This window comes from Nocardia sp. CDC519 (assembly GCF_059509835.1).
The window spans coordinates 3,463,111-3,486,399 of the sequence record NZ_CM183377.1; the positions used below are offsets into that span (position 1 = coordinate 3,463,111).

General features: G+C 68.9%; 23 protein-coding genes and 1 tRNA gene. 15 read left to right on the forward strand and 9 right to left on the reverse strand.

Annotated features, from left to right (window positions below):
• Window positions 1-92: 92 nt before the first annotated feature.
• The 3 genes from AC5W7N_RS15175 to AC5W7N_RS15185 are packed head-to-tail and all read right to left on the reverse strand — an operon-like array spanning window position 93 to window position 3,611.
• Complete coding sequence (locus tag AC5W7N_RS15175; protein ID WP_416383072.1) at window positions 93-1,514, reverse strand: alanine racemase; 1,422 nt, start codon at window positions 1,512-1,514, stop codon at window positions 93-95.
• Entirely contained in the window at window positions 1,505-2,515 is a 1,011-nt protein-coding gene (locus tag AC5W7N_RS15180; protein WP_175585809.1) for an ornithine cyclodeaminase family protein, read from the reverse strand. Before AC5W7N_RS15180 ends, AC5W7N_RS15175 begins: the two co-directional genes overlap by 10 nt.
• The gene (locus tag AC5W7N_RS15185; protein WP_195020850.1) at window positions 2,487-3,611 is read right to left on the reverse strand and encodes a TauD/TfdA family dioxygenase; all 1,125 of its coding nucleotides are present in this window, start codon (window positions 3,609-3,611) and stop codon (window positions 2,487-2,489) included. Before AC5W7N_RS15185 ends, AC5W7N_RS15180 begins: the two co-directional genes overlap by 29 nt.
• Window positions 3,612-3,924: 313 nt before the next feature.
• Between AC5W7N_RS15185 and AC5W7N_RS15190 the strand changes: the two genes are divergently transcribed.
• From AC5W7N_RS15190 to AC5W7N_RS15205, 4 genes are all read left to right on the forward strand, one after another.
• Window positions 3,925-5,439 (forward strand): ABC transporter substrate-binding protein, encoded by a 1,515-nt coding sequence (locus tag AC5W7N_RS15190; protein WP_195020017.1) that lies wholly within the window; start codon window positions 3,925-3,927, stop codon window positions 5,437-5,439.
• A complete protein-coding gene (locus AC5W7N_RS15195) occupies window positions 5,436-6,365 on the forward strand; it encodes an ABC transporter permease (protein ID WP_163811414.1) in 930 nt (309 codons plus the stop codon). Before AC5W7N_RS15190 ends, AC5W7N_RS15195 begins: the two co-directional genes overlap by 4 nt.
• Window positions 6,366-6,450: 85 nt before the next feature.
• A complete protein-coding gene (locus AC5W7N_RS15200) occupies window positions 6,451-9,087 on the forward strand; it encodes an ATP-binding cassette domain-containing protein (RefSeq protein WP_324197351.1) in 2,637 nt (878 codons plus the stop codon).
• Between the two features lie 213 nt (window positions 9,088-9,300).
• Window positions 9,301-9,576, forward strand: a complete 276-nt coding sequence (locus tag AC5W7N_RS15205; protein WP_195020016.1) for a hypothetical protein — start codon at window positions 9,301-9,303, stop codon at window positions 9,574-9,576.
• 65 nt (window positions 9,577-9,641) lie between these two features.
• On the opposite strand, the gene AC5W7N_RS15210 is transcribed toward AC5W7N_RS15205, so the two are convergent.
• A complete protein-coding gene (locus AC5W7N_RS15210) occupies window positions 9,642-9,995 on the reverse strand; it encodes a hypothetical protein (RefSeq protein WP_163811418.1) in 354 nt (117 codons plus the stop codon).
• A gap of 136 nt (window positions 9,996-10,131) precedes the next feature.
• Between AC5W7N_RS15210 and AC5W7N_RS15215 the strand changes: the two genes are divergently transcribed.
• The 5 genes from AC5W7N_RS15215 (at window position 10,132) to AC5W7N_RS15235 (ending at window position 14,468) form a co-directional block, all read left to right on the forward strand.
• Entirely contained in the window at window positions 10,132-10,857 is a 726-nt protein-coding gene (locus AC5W7N_RS15215; RefSeq protein ID WP_163811420.1) for a lytic transglycosylase domain-containing protein, read from the forward strand.
• Window positions 10,858-10,999: 142 nt separating this feature from the next.
• Window positions 11,000-12,283: a phosphopyruvate hydratase gene (eno, locus tag AC5W7N_RS15220; RefSeq protein ID WP_138450834.1), complete on the forward strand. Its 1,284-nt coding sequence runs from the start codon at window positions 11,000-11,002 to the stop codon at window positions 12,281-12,283.
• Between the two features lie 25 nt (window positions 12,284-12,308).
• Window positions 12,309-12,962 (forward strand): FtsB family cell division protein, encoded by a 654-nt coding sequence (locus AC5W7N_RS15225; protein WP_195020015.1) that lies wholly within the window; start codon window positions 12,309-12,311, stop codon window positions 12,960-12,962.
• The gene (locus AC5W7N_RS15230; protein WP_163811423.1) at window positions 12,959-13,480 is read left to right on the forward strand and encodes a DUF501 domain-containing protein; all 522 of its coding nucleotides are present in this window, start codon (window positions 12,959-12,961) and stop codon (window positions 13,478-13,480) included. The genes AC5W7N_RS15225 and AC5W7N_RS15230 overlap by 4 nt, the downstream gene beginning before the upstream one ends.
• A gap of 40 nt (window positions 13,481-13,520) precedes the next feature.
• Entirely contained in the window at window positions 13,521-14,468 is a 948-nt protein-coding gene (locus AC5W7N_RS15235) for a Ppx/GppA phosphatase family protein (RefSeq protein WP_490724821.1), read from the forward strand.
• Window positions 14,469-14,474: 6 nt separating this feature from the next.
• Here the strand turns inward: AC5W7N_RS15235 and AC5W7N_RS15240 are convergent, their stop codons facing one another.
• Window positions 14,475-14,828, reverse strand: coding sequence for a hypothetical protein (locus AC5W7N_RS15240; protein ID WP_195020013.1), 354 nt, complete (start codon window positions 14,826-14,828; stop codon window positions 14,475-14,477).
• A gap of 100 nt (window positions 14,829-14,928) precedes the next feature.
• Window positions 14,929-15,378, reverse strand: a complete 450-nt coding sequence (locus AC5W7N_RS15245; protein ID WP_163811430.1) for an SRPBCC family protein — start codon at window positions 15,376-15,378, stop codon at window positions 14,929-14,931.
• A 207-nt stretch (window positions 15,379-15,585) separates the two neighbouring features.
• Between AC5W7N_RS15245 and AC5W7N_RS15250 the strand changes: the two genes are divergently transcribed.
• The 5 genes from AC5W7N_RS15250 to AC5W7N_RS15270 all read left to right on the forward strand — a co-directional run bounded on the left by AC5W7N_RS15250 (window position 15,586) and on the right by AC5W7N_RS15270 (window position 19,663).
• Complete coding sequence (locus tag AC5W7N_RS15250; RefSeq protein ID WP_163811432.1) at window positions 15,586-17,052, forward strand: peptide MFS transporter; 1,467 nt, start codon at window positions 15,586-15,588, stop codon at window positions 17,050-17,052.
• A 37-nt stretch (window positions 17,053-17,089) separates the two neighbouring features.
• Window positions 17,090-18,568 (forward strand): amino acid permease, encoded by a 1,479-nt coding sequence (locus tag AC5W7N_RS15255; RefSeq protein WP_163811434.1) that lies wholly within the window; start codon window positions 17,090-17,092, stop codon window positions 18,566-18,568.
• A 4-nt stretch (window positions 18,569-18,572) separates the two neighbouring features.
• The gene (locus AC5W7N_RS15260; protein ID WP_138456220.1) at window positions 18,573-19,118 is read left to right on the forward strand and encodes a hypothetical protein; all 546 of its coding nucleotides are present in this window, start codon (window positions 18,573-18,575) and stop codon (window positions 19,116-19,118) included.
• A 60-nt stretch (window positions 19,119-19,178) separates the two neighbouring features.
• Window positions 19,179-19,255, forward strand: a tRNA-Leu gene (locus AC5W7N_RS15265).
• 141 nt (window positions 19,256-19,396) lie between these two features.
• Window positions 19,397-19,663, forward strand: a complete 267-nt coding sequence (locus AC5W7N_RS15270; protein WP_163811436.1) for a YdeI/OmpD-associated family protein — start codon at window positions 19,397-19,399, stop codon at window positions 19,661-19,663.
• 62 nt (window positions 19,664-19,725) lie between these two features.
• Here AC5W7N_RS15270 and AC5W7N_RS15275 read toward each other — a convergent pair whose 3' ends face one another.
• Both AC5W7N_RS15275 and AC5W7N_RS15280 read right to left on the reverse strand, forming a co-directional pair.
• Window positions 19,726-20,487 (reverse strand): SDR family oxidoreductase, encoded by a 762-nt coding sequence (locus AC5W7N_RS15275; RefSeq protein WP_228806809.1) that lies wholly within the window; start codon window positions 20,485-20,487, stop codon window positions 19,726-19,728.
• Between the two features lie 69 nt (window positions 20,488-20,556).
• Window positions 20,557-21,777, reverse strand: a complete 1,221-nt coding sequence (locus tag AC5W7N_RS15280) for an acyl-CoA dehydrogenase family protein (RefSeq protein ID WP_163811439.1) — start codon at window positions 21,775-21,777, stop codon at window positions 20,557-20,559.
• A gap of 129 nt (window positions 21,778-21,906) precedes the next feature.
• Here AC5W7N_RS15280 and AC5W7N_RS15285 point away from each other — a divergent pair, with 129 nt between their 5' ends.
• Window positions 21,907-22,098, forward strand: a complete 192-nt coding sequence (locus AC5W7N_RS15285; RefSeq protein WP_138450856.1) for a hypothetical protein — start codon at window positions 21,907-21,909, stop codon at window positions 22,096-22,098.
• Here the strand turns inward: AC5W7N_RS15285 and AC5W7N_RS15290 are convergent.
• Entirely contained in the window at window positions 22,067-23,275 is a 1,209-nt protein-coding gene (locus AC5W7N_RS15290) for a DUF418 domain-containing protein (protein ID WP_490724819.1), read from the reverse strand. The genes AC5W7N_RS15285 and AC5W7N_RS15290 overlap by 32 nt on opposite strands.
• Window positions 23,276-23,289 lie beyond the last annotated feature (14 nt).

Sequence of the window (23,289 nt, forward strand, 5' to 3'; positions counted from 1 at the left end):
AAGGTCTCCTCGGTCGGTACGGTCCCGGAGCTGAGCCGGGGTCGATGGGAACGGGGGGCGCGCGGCAGCGTCGGCGGCCGTGCGCCGATTACTCACTCGGTGTCGAGCTTCCAGCGGTACCTGCCGCCCGGCGCGTCGTGCAGCGTCACCTTGGGTGGGATCGGCAGTTCGTGGAACGCGGACTCGTTGGAGTCCATCTGATAGCCGGCGGTGTTCGGGTAGACGAGCAGATCGCCGGGCTCGGCCGCGCGCGACAGCGGGATCCGGCGCCAGCTGAGCATGTCCGATTCCAGACAGGTCGCCGCGCCGACCACGGTGGGCGTGACCGTGCCACGGCCCGGCGGCCACACCACCGGATCCGGCAGGTATTCGCTGTCGAACCACTGTTCGGACAGGCTCAGGCTGCTGCCGTCGACGGTCAGGATGCGGTACGGATGTCCGTGCGCGAGCCGGGTCTTGCTGCCCTGCACCCGGAATACGGTGCTGCCGGCGCGGTCGAGCAGTGCCCGGCCGGGTTCGATGGCCAGGCGGATGCCGTTCTCGCGCAGGCTCTCGGCCAGGCCGTCCCGCGCGAGGATGGTGGTGAGCATGGCCGGTCCCGGGGCGGGGCAGTGGTACGGGTAGTAGCTGTCGAACTTCTTGCCGGTGTGGAACCAGCGGCGGCTGGCCTCGTCGGTGAAACCGGACCAGGCTTCGGCGGGCACATAGTCCACGCCGAAGCCGCCGCCGATCGATATGGTGTCCGCCGGATGACCGAGCGTGCGCGCGTACCGGCACCGGCGGACGAGCTCGGCGGCCAGTTCGGCGCGCGGCACCGGGTCGTAGCCGGACAGGTGGAAACTGAAGCCCTCCAGCCGGATCGAGGCCATGGCGGTCGCCGCATCGAGGGCCTGCTCGAGCTCGGCCTCCGTCATTCCGAACCGGCTGGCCGAGGCGGGGGGAAGCACCCGGAGCAGCACCCGGACCGCGAGGCCGAGCGCGGCGATCCGCTGGAGTTCGCCGACGCTGTCCACCGCGATCAGCGCACCGTGCCTGGCCGCGAGCCACAGCAGGTCATCGGATTTCTCCGGCCCGGTCACCATCAGGTCGGTGCCGCGAATGCCCTGCGCCAGCGCCGCCGTGAGCTCGCCGGTGGACGCCACATCGACGCCCGCGCCCTGCTCCGCGCACGCCCGTGCCACACACGCGGCCTTATTGGCCTTCTTGCCGAAGTAGACGAAACCGTCGACGCCCGCCTGCGCGAACGCATCCTGGAAGCCGCGGACATTACCAGCGACCCGTGCCGGATACATCAGGTGGAACGGCCCGCCGACGGCGAAAGCGATGTCGCCCAGCAGGTTCGGGTCGTCGAGCACGCGCTGTTCCCACTCGTCGCGGTACGCGGGCAGCGCCGCGGCCATGATCGAGCCGGCTCCGGGGTCGGGCTCGACCGTGCCGATCACCCGATGCCCGGCCGCTGTGCCATCGGCCTGCGCGGCACCGGTGCCTACCGGTTGCGCCTCGGTCAATCCCACAGCGGTACCTCCGTGCCGCGCCCTTCGGCGATGGCGCGTTCGGCGAGTGCGTGCGCGACGGCGATATCGGTGAGGACGAGCCCGCTGTTGTAGACGAAGATCCGCTCCTTCTCCGAACGCCTTGCGACGGCGCGACGGCTGAGGATCTGCGGTAGCTCGGCGTCCACCGGCCGCAGCACGCCGTCGGGGCCCGCCATATCGGTGCCGGTCACCGCCATTTGCGCGGCGCTGGTGGCGACGACGCGGTCGGCGTCGTTCAGGGTGGACGGTGCCAGCCCGTACCCGACCAGCACCGCCACCGAACCGGCCTTCAGATCACCGGATTCGAGCGCCACCTCGGTGCCGGGCCCCGCCGTCGCCAGCACGACATCCGCCGCAGACGCGGCGGCGCGCGGATCGTTGACCGTCTCCAGCATCGCGTGCGGGTGATGTTCGGCCAACTGCCGGTGCACCGCCTCGATGCCTTCCGGATGGGTGCCGTACAGCATGAGTTTGCGCAGCCCGGGATTCGCGGCGAGCAGATGCGGCAGCGCGTTGCGGCCCTGGGTGCCGGTGCCGATGAGCAGCACGGTGTCGGCGTCGCGGCGGGCGGTTTCGCGCACCAGCAGGGCCGAGACCGCCGGCGTGCGCAGCGCGCCGACCCGGGCGCAGTCCATCATCGCGATCGGGGCGCCGGTGGTGTCGTCGTAGAGGGTGATGGTGGTGTAGTACCGCTTGGTGCTGCGGTCGTGACCGGGATCGAACTTGTAGGAGGTCTTCATCGCGACCACCCGGCGGCGGCCGTCGCGGCCGAGCATGGCGTAGGCCACCGACCAGCCATCCGGATTGGCGACGCTCAACTTCCGTGGATTGTCCGAATCTCCCGCCGCGAAGGCGAGATACGCGTCTTCCACCGCCCGCACCACGGCCGACGGCGAGATCGGCACGTCGGCGAGGTCGCTTCGGCTCAGCACCCGCAGTGGGGTGACTCGATCACGCGTGCTCAAAGGATCCTCGATCATCTGCTGTGCCGTCCCGCTCTACTTCCGCCGGAACCGTTTCCGGTCCGGCCGCCCGGAATGGGCGGACCAATAGCTGTCCATACCCATTCTCACCGGCCTCGGCGTCGGGCCGGCGTCGATCGGGTAACCGGATGTTCACTCGTTTGAGCCAGCGGTCGGTGCCGTCGTAGCGGGCGGTGAACGGCACCCGGCCGTGCACGGCGACGTCGTTGTCCACCAACAGCAGCTCACCGGGTTCGAGAGCCGCGGTGACGCAGACGCGTTCGAGCTCGTCGGTGAGGTGCGCGTAGGCCGAGCGATATTCGGGATCGGCGTCGTCGAGCGGGGTGTAGGCGGGGTCGTACCGCATCGTCAGATCGCCGGTTTCCCCGTGGTTTTCGCTCGCGCTCCACAACGTGGGCACCGGTGTGGCGGTCGCGCGATCGTAGCCGGAGCCATAGGAGACATCGGGCAGGATCGGCAGCACGGGTGTGCTGAGAAGTCGCCGCTGTCGCGCGCTGAGCTCGACCCGGCGCACCGAGGAGACGGTGGTACCGACGCGGTCGGGATTGCGCAGGCACGACAGCATCAGCAGATGCGCGCGGCCGGGATGGAAGGCGTCTTCGGTATGCGGGCTGAGCAGGGTTTTGCTGCTCGCGCCGGATTGTTCGTGCTCATGGCCTGCCGCGGGGACGATGTTGTTGACCAAGCGTCCGTCTTGCTGGCCCTGCCAGCCGAACGGTTCGCCCGCCGATCGGGCCAGCAGCAGCATGACGATGTCGAGTTCGAGCGAACACGAGCGCGTGCTCGAATCCCCGCTCCACAGCGCGGCTTCGCGCCAGCTGGGCGGGGTCGGGCCGCATTCGGCGTCGTCGAGCGGCAGTCGGCTGACGATGGCGGCGCCGGCCGAGGTCTGCGGCGGGCGCATGGCGTGGCGCACCTCGGCCGGCAACTCGTGCGCGCGGGCCGCTACCTGGGCGACGAGAGCCGGGTCGGTGAGCGTGCGCGCGGCCTGCGCGCCGGCGACGCCCGAATAACCGAGTGTGTCGCCTATCACACGAGCCAGCTCGCGCACCGCGCGTGCGGCGGCCAGGGGGAGCTCGCGTCGTTCGATCATCTGGGGGTGAAGCGTCTTACGTTCGGAGAGAACGCTTTTCACCAGGTATTCCCTTCTTCGCATCGGGTCGAAAAGCGAGTGGTGACGATTCGAACTGCGAAGCTAGTGCTTCCCTCGAGCTAGAGCAAGGCTTACCTAACTTTGGCGATTGGATAGCGATGTAGCATAACCGAGCCGAAGCGCAGCTAGTGGGCGGTATCACCCAATTCGCACATCGGCCGCCGAGAGACGCAGAACACGATTAGGCTAGCCTTCCCTGGGTGATTTCTCCGGGGTCGACGGGCGGGTGTGTTTCGGTAGGGAAGGCGGCGCAATGGGTTTGAACCGACGACAGTTGCTGCGATCCGGTGTCGGTGTCGGCGCCGTACTGCTGGCGGCTGCCTGTTCGAATGGGACAGAATCGGCCGGTCCACCGCGGTCTGGCGGCACCTTGCGGGTCGGCGCGCTCGGCACCCGCGCACGCCTGGAACGCGATCCACACGCCAACCTCAGCAATGACAGCGATTTCCTCGTCACCTCGCTGGTCTACGACCCGCTGACGGTGCCGGCGGCGAACCCGACCGTGGCCGCGCGGCTGGCCACCGCGTGGGAACCGGACGCCGCGGGCAAGCGGTGGCGGTTCACCCTCGCCGAGGGCGCCACCTTCCACGACGGTAGCCCGGTCACCTCCGAGGACGTGGTCTGGTCGCTGCGCCGACTGCGCGAGCAGGGCGGGCCGTCCAAAATGCCCGTGGCGGCCGAGGACATCACCGCCGACGGACCGGGCCATATCGTGCTCGCCACACCCGAACCCAACTCGCAGATCCCGTTGCTGGTGCGTCTGATGACGTTCACCGTCAAGAAGGACACCACCGACTTCACCCAGCCGAACGGCACCGGGCCGTTCCGCTTCGAATCCTTCGAGGGCGGCACCGCCCGGCTGGTGCGCAACGAACGCTGGCACGGCACACCGGCACTGCTCGACGCCATCGAGGTCACCATGTTCGACAGCGTCACCGCGCTGGGCAACGCTGTGCTCGGCAACCAGATCGACCTGGCCTCCAATGTGGGGGCGATCGCCGGGCGCACCGCGGCCGGGCGCGGCGATCTCCAGGTGGTGCGCAGGGCGAACGACACCGTCGTCGGGGTGGCCATGCGCGCCTCCGACGGGCCATTCGCCGATCCACGGGTGCGCACCGCGGTGCGCCTCGGCGTCGATCGCGGCGCGCTGGTCGACCAGGTGCATTCCGGATACGGCACCGTCGCCAACGACATCCTCGGCACCGGGGATCCGTTGTACGACAAAGCCATTCCGCAGCGCTCCCGCGATATCGACCGCGCGAAGAACCTGCTGCGTGAGGCCGGGTTCGACACCGGCCGCGGCTACCAGCTGGTGACCAAGGCGGAGGCTCCGGGCGAGGTGGAGTCGGCGCAGGTGATCGCCACCCAGCTGGCCGATATCGGACTGCGGGTCGAAGTGGTGACGCAGGAGCCGAACACCTTCTACGACCAGACCTGGCTGCTCGCGCCGTTCTACACGATCTCCTGGGGCACCAACGATTCCACATTGTTCTTCGCCAACAGCTTGATGTCGAGTGCCTCCAACCGCAATGAAACCGCCTTCCGCGACCCGGCTTTCGACGGCGCCACGGCGAAAGCGCTGGCGGCGCAGAACCCGGCCGATCAAGCCGACGCCGCACGCGAGCTGCAGCGCATCCAGCACGAGCGCGGCGGCTACCTGGTGTGGGGCATGGCAGACGGCATCGATATCGCGACCACACGGGTACACGATCTGCCCACGCTCGGCGGTTACGCGCGGGTGCAACTGGAACGCGCCTGGTTGTCGTGATCAGGTTCGCCCGCCTGTTGATCCGGCGCGTCGCCCTGCTCGTCGTCTTGCTGGCGGCGGTGTTCGCGGCCGTCGATCTGCTGCCGGGCAGCACCGCCCGCGCCGTCCTCGGCCGTGACGCCACCGAGGCGGCGGTCGCGGCGAAGGAACGCGAACTCGGCCTGGACCGTGCGCTGCCGGTGCGCTTCGGCGATTGGCTCGCCGGCGTGCTCACCGGCGATTTCGGCCGGACCGCGCGCGGCAGACCGGTCGGTGAGCTGCTGGCCGACACCTTCCCGCAGACGCTGCTGCTCGGCGGCCTCGCTTTCGCGGTGACGATTGCCGCCTCCTTGGCGCTCGGGGCCTGGTGGTCGGTGCGACCACGCGGTGCGCTCGGCCGCGTCCTGCAACCGAGTACCACGACCGCCGTCGCGGTGCCGGAGTTCGTGGTCGCGACGCTGCTGATCCTGGTGTTCTCGCTGGCCACCGGCTGGCTGCCGGCGGTGACCATCACCGGCCGTTCCGGATTCCCGGTCTCGGCCGACATGCTGGTGCTGCCGGTGCTCGCCCTGGCCATCCCGCAGATCGGCTGGAACACCAGGGTCGTGCGCGCGGCCCTGGCGGACGCCGCCCGGCTTCCGCATGTGGAAACGGCTGTGCTGGACGGGCTTCCGGAGCGCACGGTGCTGACCCGGCATGTGCTGCCCTTCGCTCTGCCGACGATCGTCGCGAGCTTCGCCACCACCGTCGGCATGCTGCTCGGCGGTGCCCTCGTGGTGGAGACGATCTTCAACTATCCGGGGCTCGGGGCGCTGCTGGCCGCATCGGTCGCCGACCGGGACACCGCACTGATGGCGGCGGTCGTGGCGCTGACGGGTGTGGTGATCATGGTGATGCTGGCCGCGGCGGATGCGGTGCGGACCTGGGCGCTGCGGGGGCGGATGTGAACGCCGCGCGGGAGTTCCTTCGCGGCCGCGGATCGCGACGTCGACGGCCGGCCGGCCGCGCTCGAGCTACGGCGGTGATGCGGTGATGAACTTGCGGCGGATCGCGGCGGTGGCGCCCGCTGTGCTGGTGGTCGTGCTCGCGGTGCTCGGCCCGAGTCTGGCCGCGCGCGGTGCCGAGCAGCCCGTCGGGATCCCGTTCGCCGGCCCGAGTGGTGCGGCGTGGCTCGGCACCGACCGGCTGGGCCGGGATGTGCTGAGCCGTCTGCTGTACGGCGGCTGGGGCCTGTTGTTGACGGCCGCGGTGATCGCCGTCGTCGTGACCGTGGTGGCCGGCGTGCTCGGCGTCGTGGCGGCGCTACGTCCACGCGCGGGTGCGGTGATCGAACTCGGCATGGATTTCGTCATCCTGCTGCCCGCGGTCCTCGGCATCCTGCTCGTGCTGACGTCCTGGCCGGATGCGGGGGTGGCCGGCTTGATCGTGCTGGCCCTGCTCTTCGGCGCGCCCTACTGCGCCCGCGTGTTCGCCGCCGCGGCCGCGGGCGTGGCCGCCAGTGGCTATGTGGAAGCCGCGCAGGCCAGCGGAGAAACACTGCCCCACCTGGTGTTCCGCGAGGTGATGCCCAACCTGCGCGAAGTGTTCGCGACTCAACTCGGCCTGCGTTTCGTGGCCGGTGTCTACTTGGTAGCCACCGCCTCCTTCCTGCAACTGCCCACCACCCTCGGCGCCACCAACTGGGCCGTCATGGTCCGCGACAACACCTCCGGCCTCCTGCTGAACCCATGGGCAGCGCTGGCCCCGAGCCTCGCCATCGCGATCGTGGCGGTCAGCGTGAACCTCGCGGTCTCGGAATTCGGCCGGGACGTGGCGCCGAACGCCACGACGTCTCCCGGTGCCCGGCCCGCAGCCACCGGACCGTTCGAGGGTGTTGGGGCTGCTGGGTTTCGCGACGATGTGGGTGCGCGTGCTGCTGGTTCGAGTGCGGGAGCCGGAGGGGCGCGCGACGATTCGAGTGCGCGGGCTGCTGAGTTGAGCATGGGAGCCGTTGGGGATGCTGGGTCGCGCGATGTGGCAGGTGCGGCCGGGGTGGTTGCTGGGCGGCGCGACGGTGCGGGTGTTCCGCCCAACGCCGCCGATACCGGCGCGGGGGTAGCTGGTCGGGGCGACGTCGCGGGGGCTGGTAGCGGTGTGGGTGTGCGGGCGGCGGCCGGTGATGCGGTGCGACGGGTGGATGACGCCGCTGTGGTTGTGGACGGTGTCGTCGTGGTCGGATCGGGTGGGCAGAAACTGTTGGGGCCGATCTCCTTTCGGGCGGGGCCGGGTGGGGTCACCGCGTTGACCGGGCCGTCGGGATGCGGGAAGACGACGTTGCTGCGGTTGCTACTGGGGCAATTGCCGGAGGCGAATGTGCGCGTCGAGGGCGGGTTGACCGTGGCCGGGCGCTCGGTGTTGACGCTCGAGCAGGCGCAGTTGCGGGCCTTGCGCCGCGATCGGATCGCTTATGTCGGGCAGGATCCCGGTTCGGCGCTCAATCCGCTCATGCGGGTGCGGACGTTGCTGGCCGAAGTCGCGCGCGACAGCTCGGGCACGGCCCTGACGCAGGCGCTGGAACAGGTCGGCCTGTCCGCCGCACACCTGGATCGCAGGCCCGACGAGCTGTCCGGCGGGCAGCAACGCCGCGTGGCCCTGGCGCGTGCGCTGGTCCGTGGCACCGGCATCCTGGCGTTGGACGAGCCGTTCGCCGGGCTGCACGCCGCGCTGCGCGCCGAGATCGCCGGCGTGATCTCGGGGATCGCGGAGGCCGGCGTCACGGTTGTGCTCACCGGTCACGACACCGAGACCGTGCACTCGATCGCCGATCAGGTCGTCGAGCTCGGCAGTGTGTCGGCCCGCCGAGTGCGCGGCGACGCTTCGGCGTCCGGTGCCGAGCCGATCGTCCTGCGCGCGCAGCAGGTGTGCGCCTCGATCGGTGGGAAGCCGGTGTTGTCCGGGATCGACTTCACGCTCGCTCGCGGGTCGGCACTGGCCGTCGTCGGTGCCTCCGGCGCGGGCAAGACCACCCTCGCGCGGGTGCTGGCCGGCCTGCACCGGGAGGGCTCCGGTTCGCTCGAACTGGAGGGCGCGTCGCTGCCGCTCATTGCCTCGCGTAGGGATTCGCACGCGCACAACCGGATTCAGCTCGTCACGCAGAATCCGAGATCCGCGCTCAATCCGCGCCGCACCGTCGCGCAGACGCTGGCTCGCCCGCTGAGCCGGGTCGCGAAACGTCGAGCACACGCCCGCCGGGGGCAGATCGATCGGGTGCAGGCGCGTCTCTTCGATCGTCTATCGAAACAACAACTGCGGCAACAGATCTCCGAATTGCTGACGTCGGTCGAACTGGATCCCGCGCTCGCCACCCGCTATCCACATGAGCTCTCCGGCGGCCAACGTCAACGCGTGGCCCTGGCCCGCGCCCTTGCCGCCGAACCCGCCGTCCTGTTGTGCGACGAGATCACCGCAGCGCTCGACCACGCCACCGCCGACGCCATCTTGTCCCTGCTCGACCGCATCCGCACCGAGCGCGGCACCGCCCTGCTGCTCATTACGCACGATATGGCAGTCGTCGCTGCCAACTGCCCCGACATCCTGGTCCTCGACCACGGCCGCCCGGTCGAGTCCGGCCCGAGCGCGACCGTCCTCGCCGCCCCGGACCACGCGGCCACCCGCGAGCTGCTGCACTGACCCGGCCCTGCGCACTCCACCGGCCGTCCGGGAGCTCCCACCGGACGAGGTCGGCGGCGATCGATTCATGCGCCGCCTCGACCCGGCGTTCGGGCTGTGCGGGAAACGGCCGAGCGCTCTCACGCCCGCGCGGGAAGGCCTACGCCGGCCCGCCCGAACTTGTCGTACCCCTCTGCCACACTGCTGAGGAACCAGAGGTCACAGGGGGTTTTCATGGCTCATTCCTTGGCAATCGCCGGCATCGCCATCTTCAGCACGGTCGCGGTCGCGGCGCTGCTGACGGGTGCTGTCGCGCACGTGCTCGGTGCCCGCGCGCGGCGCAGCGCGGATTTCTGTTTCGTCGGCGACTGGATCCCCACCTCCGGGTATTTCCGGCACCGTGAACGTCACCGGCATATCGCGCGAATCGAGTTCTGGTCCAACCTGATCGGCCTGCTGTGCACTCTCGGCGGGCTGGCAACACTCGTCTTCGCTCTCGGCGCCGGATAGGGCCGGGCGCGGGATCGGCATGAGGCGGGTGCCCGCAACACACGCGCCGGAAGCGGGCCGCCGGTTCAGGTCGCGCCGATGGACCGCGCGCCCATGGCGATATAGAACATCGTCAGCGTGAACAGGAACCATCCGGCGCCCTGCCAGATCACCCAGTTGCTGCCCCGTCGCCATTGCCGAAGCGTCTGCACGAAGGCGCCGATCCCGCCGAGCAGCGCCACCACGGTCGGCCCGATCAGGATCGCCGACTGGGCGGGCGCATCGCACATCAGCGGCTCGTGCTCACCGCAGTGCGCGCTCGCCCAGAACGCGGCGATGCCGAAGACGACGGCAGCCGCCCCGATCACGGACAGCGCGTACACCGCCGCCCGCCGGTAGGTTCCCTCGTCGGTCCAGCGTTTCTCCACGTCATCGGTCATATGCCCGCACCTCGACTGATCGGATATCTGCCGAATTGCCGCAACCCTCTGTCGCAAACGTGTCCGGCGGGGTCCGAGTGACCCACCCCACCGCGCGGCGCCTCTCACCGGCCGCACCGATCTGGATGATGGAAGGGTGCTCTCGAAGAAGACCGGCGCGATCGCCGTAACCCTCGCCGCGCTGGTGCTCGCCGGTTGCGGGATCGACCGCGACCTGGTGCCGATCCCGGAGGGGCTGCCGCCCGGCCCGGGCGCGCCGCTGCCCGTGATCGATATCGACGCGCCCGGACGCACCGCCGCCCAGCTGAACGCCTGGGCCACCGAACACGCCGACACGCTGCGCATCCCGGTGCCGGCGCTGGAGGCCTACGGGTACGCGGCCGCGGTGATGGTGCGTGCGCGGCCCGATTGCGGCATCGCCTGGACCACCCTGGCCGGGATCGGCAGCGTGGAGAGCAAGCACGGCACCTACCGCGGTTCGGAGGTGAGCGGGACCGGCCGTGTCGAGCCGCCGATCATCGGCATCGCACTGGACGGCTCCCCTGGCGTCGCGCGCATCCCCGACACCGACAACGGCGCCCTCGACGGCGATCCGGTGCACGACCGTGCCGTCGGCCCGTTGCAGTTCATCCCGGAAACCTGGAAGCGCTGGGGCGTGGACGCCAACGGCGACGGCGTGATCGATCCGCACAGCATCGACGACGCCGCCCTCACCGCCGCCCGCTATCTCTGCGACAGCGGCGGCGTGCTCACCACACCGGAGGGCTGGTCCAAGGCGCTGTTCACCTACAACCGCTCCGAGAGCTACATGATGGACGTGCGCGACCGTGCCGCCGCCTACAGCGTCGGCAGGCGGGTGTGAGGCCGCCCACGTGCGCGGCGCCGCCGAACAGCGCTGCACCCGGAGTGCCGGTTACTCCCACAGCGCGGTGGGCGTTAGGCTCGCAGCGCACGGCCAACACGTCAGCAACCACCGTGCCAGCAGCCGAAGGAGTGTCGTTTTCGTGGCCATCATCGAACAGGTCGGAGCTCGCGAGATCCTGGATTCGCGCGGAAACCCCACCGTCGAGGTCGAGATCGCCCTCGACGACGGCACGCTGACCAGGGCGGCCGTGCCGTCCGGCGCGTCCACCGGTGAGCACGAGGCGGTGGAACTGCGCGATGGTGGCGACCGCTACCTGGGCAAGGGTGTGCAGAAGGCCGTCGAGGGTGTGCTCGACGAGATCGCCCCGGCCGTCATCGGTCTGGACGCGGTGGAGCAGCGCACCGTCGACCAGGTGCTGCTGGATCTGGACGGCACCCCGGACAAGTCGCGCCTGGGCGCCAACGCCCTGCTGGGTGTGTCGCTCGCGGTGGCCCGCGCCGCCGCCGAATCCTCGGGTCTCGAGCTGTTCCGCTACCTCGGCGGCCCGAACGCGCATGTGCTCCCGGTGCCGATGATGAACATCCTCAACGGCGGCGCGCACGCCGACACCGGCGTCGATGTCCAGGAGTTCATGGTCGCCCCGATCGGTGCGCCCACCTTCAAAGAGTCGCTGCGCTGGGGCGCGGAGGTCTACCACGCGCTCAAGTCGGTGCTCAAGTCCAAGGGCCTGGCCACCGGCCTCGGTGACGAAGGCGGTTTCGCCCCCGACGTGGCAGGCACCCGTGAGGCGCTGGACCTGATCAGCTCCGCGATCGCCAAGACCGGCCTGAAGCTGGGCAGCGATGTCGCGCTGGCGCTGGACGTGGCCGCCACCGAGTTCTACTCCGACGCCGGCTACAAGTTCGAGGGCAACGTCCGGACCGCCGCCGAGATGGCGCAGTTCTACGCCGACCTGCTCACCGCCTACCCGCTGGTCTCCATCGAGGACCCGCTGTCGGAGGACGACTGGGACGGCTGGGTCGCGCTGACCGATCAGATCGGCGACAAGATCCAGCTGGTCGGCGACGACCTGTTCGTCACCAACCCAGAGCGCCTGGAAGAGGGCATCAGCAAGGGCGCCGCGAACGCGCTGCTGGTGAAGGTGAACCAGATCGGCACGCTGACCGAGACCCTCGACGCCGTCGAGCTCGCCCACCGCAACGGCTACAAGACCATGATGAGCCACCGCTCCGGCGAGACCGAGGACACCACCATCGCCGACCTGGCGGTGGCCGTCGGCAGCGGTCAGATCAAGACCGGCGCGCCCGCCCGCAGCGAGCGCGTGGCCAAGTACAACCAGCTGCTGCGCATCGAGGACGCCCTCGGTGATTCGGCGCGTTACGCGGGCGACGTCGCGTTCCCGCGCTTCGCGTTCGAGGACTGACAGCAGCGATACATGGGGTAGGGATATGACGGAGCGACGTGCGCGTGGTACCAGTCCAGCCGGACGAGGCGACCGCCGCACGTCGCGTGCCGCCCGCTCCCGCCCCGCCGCCGATCAGCACGGCCGGGCCGCGGCGCCGAGCCGGACCGCGCGGCGCCGCCCCGACGACAAGGCCGAGCCGCGCAAGATCAGCGCCCGCAAGAAGAAGTCGGCGGGCAAGGACACACCCGAACGCACCATCCTCGGTTTGTCCACCGGGAAGGCGGTCATCCTGGCGATGGTCGTGTGCGCGCTGGCGCTGACCCTGGCGGTGCCGATGCGCACCTATTTCAGTCAGCGGACCGAGGCCGCGCAGCTGGCTCAGGAACGCAGGCAGCTCGAAGACGATCTGGCCCGGTTGCGTGATCGTCGCGCGCAGCAGCAGGATCCGGCCTATATCCGCTCCGAGGCCAAGGACCGGCTGCGCCTGGTGATGCCCGGTGAAACGCCGTACATCGTGCAGGTTCCCGGCATCGAGGCACCAGCGCGTCCGGGCCCGACGACGCCGTCGCGGGAACCGGATCCATGGTATACCGGCCTGTGGCGCAGTGTGTCCGAACCGCAGCCCGCCCCCGAACCCGCACCGGCGACAACGACGCCGCCGGCCGCGCCCGCGCCGAACCCGGAAGGACCCAGGTGACCGAACCCGACGACCGGGATCTGCGGATCATCGCCGAACAGCTGGGCCGCACCCCGCGCGGGGTGCTCGCCATCGCCTACCGCACCCCCGACGGTGTGCCCGCGGTGGTGAAGACGGCGCCACGGCTGCCCGACGGCACCCCGTTCCCGACCCTGTACTACCTCACCGACCCGCGGCTCACGGCGGAGGCGAGCAGGCAGGAATCGGCGGGCGTGATGCGCGAGATGACCGAACGCCTCGGCAGCGACCCCGAACTGGCCGCCGCCTACCGCGCCGCCCACGAGAGCTACCTGGCCGAACGCGACGCCATCGAGCCGCTGGGCACCGATTTCACCGGCGGCGGCATGCCGGAGCGGGTCAAATGCCTGCATGTGCTGATCGCGCATTCGCTGGCCAAGGGCCCCGGTGTGAACCCGCTCGGCGACGAGGCCGTGGCGCTGGCCGCCGAACACGGCCTGCGTGGGACGGCGGTCCCGGCGGATTGGCCGCGATTCGAGCGGGCGGATCAGGACGCATGAGCCGGTCGGCGCGTTTCGGCCGGGTGCAGGAGGACACAGCATGAGTGACAGGGTCGCCGCGGTCGATTGCGGCACGAACTCGATCCGCTTACTGATCGCCGATATCGGCGCCGACGGCAAGCTCACCGACGTGCACCGCGAGATGCGCATCGTGCGGCTCGGCCAGGGTGTGGACGCCACCGGCAGGCTCGCGCCCGAAGCCATCGAACGCACCCGCGTCGCGCTCGCCGACTACGTCGCGCTCATGCGTGAACACCAGGTGGCCCGGGTGCGCATGGTCGCCACCTCCGCCACTCGCGACGCCGCCAACCGCGCGGATTTCTTCGCCATGACCAGGGCCGAACTCGGCGCGGTGGTGCCGGGCGCGGAGGCCGAGGTCATCACCGGCGATGAGGAGGCGCGGCTGTCGTTCTCCGGCGCGGTGGGCGAATTGCCCGGTGACGCAGGACCGTTCGTCGTGGTCGACTTGGGCGGCGGCTCCACCGAACTCGTGGTCGGTGACAGCGATGGCGTGCACGCCGCCTACTCCGCCGACATCGGTTGCGTCCGGATCACCGAACGCTGCCTGCCCGGCAACCCGCCCGACGACGAACAGGTCAGCGCCGCACGCGCTTTCGCCGCCGAACGCCTCGCCGAGGCCTTCACGCATGTGCCTGTCGATTCGGCGCACACCTGGGTCGGCGTGGCGGGCACCATGACCACCATCGCCGCCGTCGCCCTCGATCTACCCGAATACGACTCCGAGCGCGTTCATCTCACCCGGTTGACGCTCGAGCAGTTGCATGACGTCTGCGACCGCCTCGTCGCGATGAGCCACGATGAGCGTGCGGCCCTCGGCCCGATGCATCCCGGCCGCGTCGACGTCATCGGCGGAGGTGCCGTCATCACCGAGGTGCTCTCCGAAGAACTCGCCCGTCGCGCGGGCATCTCCGAACTCGTCGTCAGCGAACACGACATCCTCGACGGCATCGCCCTGTCCATCGCCTGAGTGCCCTCAGGTGCCCCGGTTCTGCAGCATCTGCTGATAGTCGGTGATACCAGGGGTGTGCCACCAGATCGGCTGTGCACCCGGCCCGCAATCCTGGCTGAAGGTTCCGGAGGAATTGCCCGCGAGCCGGAAATGGGCCTCATACAGGATGCGCAGGTTGCTGCACAGCCCGACGAGTGTGCCGGTGCCCGCGCCGACGTCGGTGTTGGTGCAGGTGACGTCCAGCCGGGAACCCACCGGCGTCGCACCGCAGCTGACATGACCCGGCGGCGCGGCCTGCGCGGGCGGTGCGGTGAAAATGGCGGCCACGGCCGTGATCGCGAGCGCCCCGGCGCCCAGCGATGCTCGTGCGAAACGCATGTGATTCCCTCCCGGTGACGCGGCCATCCGCCGCGCATCGAGACTACCCAGAACTGCTGTGCGGAGGGAAGATCGAACTACTGAGCGCGTCAGCGCCGCGTCACGGCTGCGCTTCGGCCCGTCCGATGATCAGGTGCGCGAGCCGGTCCAGCGATTCCTGATTGCGCGCGGCGAAGAACAGGTTCTGCGCGATCCCCGGGATCAGGCTGCCCACGCCTCGGGACGCGCGCTCCGACATCCTGATCCGAGTGAGGTTCGGTTGCGGCTCGTCGAGGTCGAAGCGGATCCAGGCCGCGCCGATCAACCACAGGTGGGCGTCGAGTTCGAGCAGGTACGGCGGGTCGACGGCGGTGACCTTGGTGACGTCCTGCATGGTCAGCGGCCACAGGCCGACGCTGTGATGGATGCGAGTGCCCACGGCGGGCCAGCCACGGTCCACCACCCGGATATGCGAGGCGCCGACGACCCAGCTCGCGTACAACCAGCCATCGGCCAGGGCCGCGAAGGCCTGGTCGATCGGCACCGGCACCGTCACTTCGACTTCCGTCATCAGCGCACCGCCTTCGTCGTCGGGGCTGCCGGAGCGCCCGCACTCGCCACGGGTGTGATGTTCCCGGCCCGAGCCTAATCACCCTCGGCGAACCCGGCGCGCCGCGACGGATGCGGCACCAGCGCAAATCGCGCGAAGACGTCGCGGTTCGATGCATTTTCGGTGTGGATGCCTGTGCACAACGGCCGAACGTGGGATTGTCTGACCATGTCCGATGCAGTGAAGATCGAGCAATCGCCCGCCGAGCGGACGTTGTTCGGGCACCCGATCGGGTTGACGAACCTGTTCGGTGTCGAGATGTGGGAGCGGTTCTCCTTCTACGGCATGCTGACCATCCTCGGGTATTACCTGTACTACTCGGCCACCGAGGGCGGCCTCGGGATGGATCAGGACACCGCCGTGGGCATCGTCGGGGCGTATGGCGGCCTGGTGTATCTGTCCACCGTGCTCGGCGGCTGGGTAGCCGATCGGTTGCTGGGCATGGAACGCACCGTGTTCTACGGCGGCGTGGTGGTGATGGCCGGCCATATCGCCCTGGCCGTCCTGCCCGGGCTCGCGGGCGTCGGCGTCGGGCTGGTGCTGGTGGCACTGGGCAGCGGTGCGCTCAAGGCGAACGCCTCCTCGCTGCTCGGCACGCTGTACCCGCACGGCGATCCGCGCACCGACGGCGGTTTCACACTGTTCTATCTGGGCATCAATCTCGGCGCCTTCGTCGGTCCGCTGCTCACCGGGCTGCTGCAACGCGAGTGGGGCTTCCACGCCGGTTTCGGCGCCGCCGCCATCGGCATGGGGCTCGGTCTGGCCCAGTACGTGGTGTTCCGTCGCAATCTGGGCACGGCCGGGCGCAACGTGCCCGATCCGCTGCCGCCCAGCGCCATCGGCAAGGTGCTCGGCCTGGTCGCCGCGGCGGCCGTGATCGTCGCGGTGGCCGCGTTCACCGGGCTGGTGACCCTGGACAACCTCTCCGACGTCACCACCGGCGTCATCGCGGTCGCCTCGGTCGTCTACTTCGTGGTCATGCTCATCGACCGCAAGGTGAGCCCCGTCGAACGCAGCCGGGTACGCGCGTTCATCCCGCTGTTCATCGCCAACGCGGTGTTCTGGTCGCTGTTCCAGCAGATCTTCACCGTGCTGGCCGTGTATTCCGATGAGCGGATGGACTGGAACATCTTCGGCTGGACCGCCCCGTCGAGCTGGATCGGTTCGGTGGAGCCGGTGTGGATCATCGCGCTCTCGCCGCTGTTCGCGCTGATGTGGACCAAGCTCGGTTCCCGCGCGCCGAGCACCCCGCGCAAGTTCGCTCTCGGCGTGATCGGCATGGGCCTGGCGTTCTGGTTGTTCACGCCGATGTCGCAGAGCAGTGGCCGCGCGGTGCCCGCCCTGCTGGTGCTGTTCATCATGGGCGTGTTCGCCGTCTCCGAGCTGCTGATCTCGCCGATCGGCCTGGCCGTCACCACTCAGCTCGCGCCCGAGGTGTTCCGCGCGCAGATGATGGCGCTGTATTTCTTCTCGGTCGGTCTCGGTACTTCGATGTCGGGCACCCTCGCGCGCTACTACGATCCGGCAGACGAGTTCGCCTACTTCGGCATCATCGGCGCGGTCGCGATCCTCGCCGGTCTGGTTGTCGCCGGCCTCTCACCCTGGGTGAGCAGGCATATGGAAGGCGTCCACTGACCACCACCTGGGAGACCTCGAGACGAAGGAGATCGCCGTGGCGATACCGACCAGCCGCCGACAGCTGTGGCGCACCAAAAGCGTGGAGCAGTCGATCCGCGATACCGACGAACCCGATTCCAAGCTCCGCAAGGAGCTCACCGCGTGGGATCTCACGATCTTCGGCGTCGCCGTCGTCGTCGGCGCGGGCATCTTCACCCTCACCGCCCGCACCGCGGGCAATGTGGCGGGACCGTCGGTGTCGCTGGCGTTCGTCTTCGCCGCCATCGCGTGTGCGCTGACCGCCCTCTGCTATGCCGAGTTCGCCTCGACCGTCCCGGTGGCGGGCAGCGCATACACCTTCTCCTACGCCACCTTCGGTGAGCTGGCGGCCTGGATCATCGGCTGGGACCTGATCCTGGAATTCGCGCTGGCCGCGGCGGTGGTGTCGAAGGGGTGGTCGCAGTATCTGGGTGAGCTGATGGGTTCGCGCTCGCCGATCCTGCATATCGGTTCGGTCGATTTCGACTGGGGTGCGGTGTTGCTCATCGCGGTGCTCACCACGCTGATCGCGCTCGGCACCAAGCTGTCCTCGCGGGTGTCGGCGGTGGCCGTCGCGATCAAGCTCGGCGTCATCGCGCTGGTGCTGGTGATGGGCGTGACCTACTTCAGCGCCGACAACCTCACCCCCTACATCCCCGAATCCAAGCCGGGTGAAGGCGGCGAGGGCGTGCACCAGTCGCTGTTCTCCTTCGTGACCGGCGCGGGGAACAGCACCTTCGGCTGGTACGGCCTGCTCGCGGCGGCGAGCCTGGTGTTCTTCGCCTTCATCGGGTTCGACGTCGTCGCCACCGCGGCCGAGGAGACCAAGAACCCGCAGCGCGATATGCCGCGCGGCATCCTCGGCTCGCTGATGATCGTGACGGTGCTCTACGTCGCGGTGTCGCTGGTGCTCACCGGCATGGTGCCCTACACCGAGCTGGCCGGTGACGACGCGACGCTGGCCACGGCGTTCGCCATCCACGGCGACACCTGGGTGAAGAACATCATCTCCGTTGGTGCGCTCGCCGGCCTGACCACCGTCGTCATGGTGATGCTGCTCGGCCAGACCCGGGTGCTGTTCGCCATGTCGCGAGACGGGCTGATGCCGCGCAAGCTCGCCCACACCGGCAACCGCGGCACCCCGGTCCGGATCACCGTCATCGTCGGCGCGGTGTGTGCGGTGCTGGCCGGCTTCATCGAGTTCGGCACGCTCGAGGAGATGGTCAATATCGGCACGCTGTTCGCGTTCGTGCTGGTCTCCATCGGTGTGCTGGTGCTGCGTAAGACCCGCCCGGATCTGCCGCGCGGGTTCAAGGTGCCCTTCGTTCCGGTGCTGCCGATTCTGGCCGTGCTGGCCTGCTTGTGGCTGATGCTCAATCTGTCGGTGGAAACCTGGCTGCGTTTCATTGTCTGGATGGCGCTGGGTTTGGTGGTGTACTTCGCATACGGCAAGCGGCATTCGGTGCTCGGGAAGTCCGTCTCAGAACAGAGGTGACACGATGCGCAATCCGTGGCGACGCAGGCGCCGGGCGGAACCTCCCGCCCGCGCCGTCGACCATTCCGGCACCGACCTGGTCATCCGCTGGATCGACGCGGTGACCACCGGACTGGCCGACGCGCCTCCCGGGCCGCCGGAAGCGGGGCCTGCCCGGGTGTGCGACGGCATGTTCACCGCCGCCACCATCGCCGCGGTGCTCATCGAGCGGGTCTCCGACCGCACCGAATACCGCGTCGCCAACAACCGCTGCCTGGCGGCGTCGGTCGAATTCATGAAGGTGCTCGGCGAGGACACCCTGCGCCGCTACCGCATCCAGTCCGACGCCCAGCCCGTCGGCCTGGACGAGGTGAACGCCGACGCCGACGAGCTCGCCATCGCCCGCCATCTCGCCCTGCTCGGCGAGGCCCTCCAGATCGCCCTGTGCAAGGTCACCACCGATCCCGCCCTGTCCGCTGAAATCCGCGAAACCGCCAACGAATCCGGCCTGCTCGCCGCCGACGTCCTCGTCGAAACCTGCCAGACCATCCAGTCCGACCCCACCACCTGACACGCCTCTCCGCCCCGGGGGATTCCGGTACACCCGTACGAGTCGGTAGGGTGAGCCGACGCCCCTATAGCCCAATTGGCAGAGGCAGCGGACTTAAAATCCGCACAGTGTGGGTTCGAGTCCCACTGGGGGCACCAGTGTCGGTGCAGGGCGGATGCTGTCCAGCGCATCCTGCGTCGGGCCGACCGGCTGATTCGGTCCGCAACGAGTCCGGAGTGCCGCCGCCCACCATCCGTGAGGCGTTTCGGTAGCCGCGCGGATCGGCTTACAGTGGCGTTATGACTGATCAGCGGGTTCCCGGTGGGGTGGTGCACGAGTTGCCCGACGATCTGCGCACGGCGTTGATCGGTAACTCGGTGGCGCTGGCCGCCTGGCACGACATCACGCCGCTGGCCCGCAACGAATTCATCTGCTGGGTCGAGGACGCGGTGCAGGCCCAGACCCGGGAGCGCCGTATCCGGCGCACCCAGGAGGAACTGGAGGAAGGCCAGCGGCGGCCGTGCTGCTGGCCGGGGTGCAAGCACCGCGAGCGCACGGGCCGCTGATTCCGCATTGCCGAGGGGCGGGCGCACCTGGCTGAGGTTCAGCCCTGCCGGGCGGAGCCGGTTCAGGAGGATCGGGTGAGCTCGGTGCGTTCGGTGTAGACGCCGTGACCGACCTGTAGGTAGGACAGCCGGTCGGCCAATCGCGTGCTCACCCGACGGACGATGTCGTAGACGCGGGCGTCCTTCCCGATGACGACGCGCCCGCTGCCCTTCGCCGTCGCCTCGACCATCCGACGGGCCACCCGTTCCGGTTTCGCCGAGAAACCCTTCGCCAGCTTCTCGGGCGCACCCAGCTCCTGTGCCACCTTGCGTACGAGGTCGGTCCAGACCGATCCGGGCAGTACCGTGGTCACGGTGATATTCGTGCGACCCCGCAGATCCTGCGCCAAGCCGTAGCTGAACAGCGCGAGTGCGGCTTTGGACGCACCGTACACCGCGGAGCCGGGTACCGGCACGATCGCCGAGAGGCTCGAGGTGTTCATGATGACCGCTTCGGGACGTTGTCGCAGGTGCGGGAGGAAGGCGCGGGTCAGCCACACCGCGCCGAAGAAGTTCACCCGCATCAGGGTTTCGATCCGCGAGTCGCTGAGATCGGTCACGGTCTGGAGTTCTTGGGCGATTCCCGCGATATTGAACAGTCCGTCCACCGGGCCGTGGGTGGCGATCACGGTATCGGTGAACGCCGTCACCGCCGCATGGTCGGAGATGTCGAGCCGGTGGGCGGTGAAGCGCGCCGGATCCGCGATCAGTGCGGCGGTTTCGGCCAGCGCCCGCTCGTCGAGGTCGGCGCCGATCACCACCGCACCGCGGCCGACCAGCTCCATGGTCACGCAGCGCCCGATTCCGTTCCCGGCTCCGGTCACCACGAACGTACGTCCGGTGATCTGCATGCGTTACCCGCCCACCAGCCCTTTGGCGATATGCGTCACCTGGATCTCGTTGCTGCCCGCGTAGATCATCAGCGATTTGGCGTCGCGGGCGAGCTGCTCGACCTTGTATTCGGCCATGTAGCCGTTGCCGCCGAAGAGCTGCACGGCTTCCATCGCGACCTCGGTGGCGGCGCGGGAGGAGTAGAGCTTCATGGCGGAGGCTTCTGCGAGGGAGACCTTTTCGCCGGCGGCGGTGCGTTCGATGGCGTTGAAGACCATGTTCTGCACGTTGATGCGGGCGATCTCCATTTCCGCGAGTTTGAGCTGGATGAGCTGGAATTGGGCGATTTCCCGGCCCCAGAGCTTGCGGGACTTGGCGTATTCCACACAGAGCCGGTGGCATTCGTTGATGATGCCGAGGGCGAGGGAGGCGATGCCGATGCGTTCGGCGGCGAAGGATTCCTTGGCGCTGTCCTTGCCGTCGCCCTTGGCCGGGTTCTCGGTCTCGCCGAGCAGGCGGTCGGGGGTGATGCGCACGTTGTCGAAGAACAGCTCACCGGTGGGGGAGGAGTTCATGCCCATCTTCTTGAACGGCGGGCTCTGGGTGAAGCCTGGCATGCCCTTGTCGAGCACGAACGTCAGCACCTTGCGGTCGCGCCGGTCGGTGCCGTCCTGTTCGTCGAGCTTGGCGTAGACCACGGTGACGTCGGCGTAGGGGCCGTTGGTGATGAAGGTCTTCTGCCCGTTGAGGATGTAGTCCTCGCCGTCGCGGCGCACGTAGGACTTCATGCCGCCGAAGGCATCCGAGCCCGAATCGGGTTCGGTGATCGCCCAGGCACCCACCTTCTCCATGGTGACCAGTTCCGGCAGCCAGCGCTTCTTCTGGGCGAGGGTGCCGCGGCTGCGGATGGTGCCGACGGCGAGGCCGAGGCTCACCCCCATCGAGGCCACCAGCCCGAGGCTGACCCCGGCCAGTTCGCTGTTGAGGATGACGCCCATGCTGCCCGCGCCGCTGAACCCGCCGCCGGGCTTACCCGTGGTGCCCGCCTCCTCGCGGGCCAGCGATTTCGCCAGTCCCTCCCGCGCCATCTCGTCGAGGCCGAAGGTGGCATACAGCTTGCGGATGATGTCGTAGGGCGGCATCGCACCGCTTTCCAGCTGGTCGACGTGGGGTTTGAGCTCCTTGTCGATGAAGCCGCGCACCGCGTCGCGGAACATGAGGTCTTCGTCGGACCACTGGTACATCGCGTGAACTCCCGAGGGATCGCCGGAACAGTCCCCCAAATATAGAACACGTTCTAATTCAGCCCGCCGGGTGTGCGGTTTACCACCAACGGGTGCAGCCGGGTGAACGGAAGTTGGACAATGGTCTGTATGGCACCGATAACTCGCGTCGGCATCGTGCTGTCCGTCCTCGCGCTGGGGATCCTCGCGGCGTCGATCTTCCTGCAGATCATCAACGACCGATCCGCGGTGCTGGTGGCTGTCACCACCGCCGCATGGGTGGCGCTCGCGGCCTCGACGTCGGTCGGCGCTAAGCGCGCGTGGCAGCATCCGCGGTACTGAGGCTCTCGTGCCTGCGCCAGGCCGGCCACTGCCGGTAGGTCGCGGCGCGCAGCACCCATTCCACCGGGCCGTAGGAATGCCCGCGCAACCATCGCTCGCTCACCCATAGCTGAACCAGGTAGGTGACGACGGCGATGGCGAGCACAGCGAACGGCGGGACGCGATCGCCGAGCGCGAACCCGTACCCGGTGAAGATCACCGCCATCACCACCGATTGGCCGATGTAATTGCTTGCCGCCATGCGCCCGGCCGGTGCCAATCGGCGCACCCACGTCGCGCGGCTCGAGTGCGCCAACCAGACGATCGTCGCGATGTACAGCACGGTCAGCACGGGATTGAGCAATTCCTGGAGACCGAACAGGTAGTTCGGTACCTCGGCGTGCAGCGTGTGCAGGACCACCGTCGCGATCGAGACGGGCAGCCCGACGACGCCGCCGATCAGCAGCGCCCGCGGCGTCCATCGCCGTAACCGCTCGGCATCCTCGAACAAGCGCACCTTGCCGGCGGCCATGCCGATCAGGAACATGCCCATGCTGGTGCAGCCCTGCCCGAGGAAGGTGAAGATCAGGAATATCGGGCCGGTCTCCAGCTGGGTGGTGAAGACGTCGCCGGGACCACCGAGGAATCCGTTCCGAATCCCTGCCAGGTCGAAGAACTCGCCGAGCTTGCCGACTCCGCCGCCGCTGCCGGGCAGAAATGCGAGCGCGGCGAACATGCCGTACAGCAGCACGCCGGTGATCACGGCGGTGCGCGGCCGAATCCCGCGCAGCAGCACCAGAATCGCGCACAGCACGGCATAGAGGGTGAGGATGTCGCCGATCCACAACAGGCTCACATGCGCCAGGCCGATCAGCAGCAGCGCCGCGCACCGGCGCAGCAGTCGCGGGACGGGTGCGGCGCCGGCGCGGTCGGCGGCCGCGATCTGCAGCGTGAACGAATACCCGAACAGGAACGCGAACAGCACATAGAACTTGCCGAGGAAAAACCCGTAGATGATTCCGTAGGCGAGCCGGTCCCATGTGCCGTCGTATATCGGAACGGGGTCGGAATTCGGTCCGGCGAACGACAGCAGCATGGTCAGCACTGCCGCATTGGTAACCAGAATTCCGAACAGCGCGAAGCCGCGCAGCATATCCACTTCGCCGATGCGCCGCGCCAGCTGCGCCGTGTGGGTCATGCCGCAACGCTAGG

Excerpts from the sequence above, each read along its gene's own strand:
- AC5W7N_RS15180 (WP_175585809.1), bottom strand. The coding sequence starts at position 2,515 with ATGATCGAGGATCCTTTGAGCACGCGTGATCGAGTCACCCCACTGCGG.
- AC5W7N_RS15185 (WP_195020850.1), bottom strand. The coding sequence starts at position 3,611 with ATGATCGAACGACGCGAGCTCCCCCTGGCCGCCGCACGCGCGGTGCGC.
- AC5W7N_RS15190 (WP_195020017.1), top strand. The coding sequence starts at position 3,925 with ATGGGTTTGAACCGACGACAGTTGCTGCGATCCGGTGTCGGTGTCGGC.
- AC5W7N_RS15200 (WP_324197351.1), top strand. The coding sequence starts at position 6,451 with ATGAACTTGCGGCGGATCGCGGCGGTGGCGCCCGCTGTGCTGGTGGTC.
- AC5W7N_RS15205 (WP_195020016.1), top strand. The coding sequence starts at position 9,301 with ATGGCTCATTCCTTGGCAATCGCCGGCATCGCCATCTTCAGCACGGTC.
- AC5W7N_RS15210 (WP_163811418.1), bottom strand. The coding sequence starts at position 9,995 with ATGACCGATGACGTGGAGAAACGCTGGACCGACGAGGGAACCTACCGG.
- AC5W7N_RS15225 (WP_195020015.1), top strand. The coding sequence starts at position 12,309 with ATGACGGAGCGACGTGCGCGTGGTACCAGTCCAGCCGGACGAGGCGAC.
- AC5W7N_RS15235 (WP_490724821.1), top strand. The coding sequence starts at position 13,521 with ATGAGTGACAGGGTCGCCGCGGTCGATTGCGGCACGAACTCGATCCGC.
- AC5W7N_RS15240 (WP_195020013.1), bottom strand. The coding sequence starts at position 14,828 with ATGCGTTTCGCACGAGCATCGCTGGGCGCCGGGGCGCTCGCGATCACG.
- AC5W7N_RS15245 (WP_163811430.1), bottom strand. The coding sequence starts at position 15,378 with ATGACGGAAGTCGAAGTGACGGTGCCGGTGCCGATCGACCAGGCCTTC.
- AC5W7N_RS15250 (WP_163811432.1), top strand. The coding sequence starts at position 15,586 with ATGTCCGATGCAGTGAAGATCGAGCAATCGCCCGCCGAGCGGACGTTG.
- AC5W7N_RS15260 (WP_138456220.1), top strand. The coding sequence starts at position 18,573 with ATGCGCAATCCGTGGCGACGCAGGCGCCGGGCGGAACCTCCCGCCCGC.
- AC5W7N_RS15270 (WP_163811436.1), top strand. The coding sequence starts at position 19,397 with ATGACTGATCAGCGGGTTCCCGGTGGGGTGGTGCACGAGTTGCCCGAC.
- AC5W7N_RS15275 (WP_228806809.1), bottom strand. The coding sequence starts at position 20,487 with ATGGAGCTGGTCGGCCGCGGTGCGGTGGTGATCGGCGCCGACCTCGAC.
- AC5W7N_RS15280 (WP_163811439.1), bottom strand. The coding sequence starts at position 21,777 with ATGTACCAGTGGTCCGACGAAGACCTCATGTTCCGCGACGCGGTGCGC.
- AC5W7N_RS15285 (WP_138450856.1), top strand. The coding sequence starts at position 21,907 with ATGGCACCGATAACTCGCGTCGGCATCGTGCTGTCCGTCCTCGCGCTG.
- AC5W7N_RS15290 (WP_490724819.1), bottom strand. The coding sequence starts at position 23,275 with ATGACCCACACGGCGCAGCTGGCGCGGCGCATCGGCGAAGTGGATATG.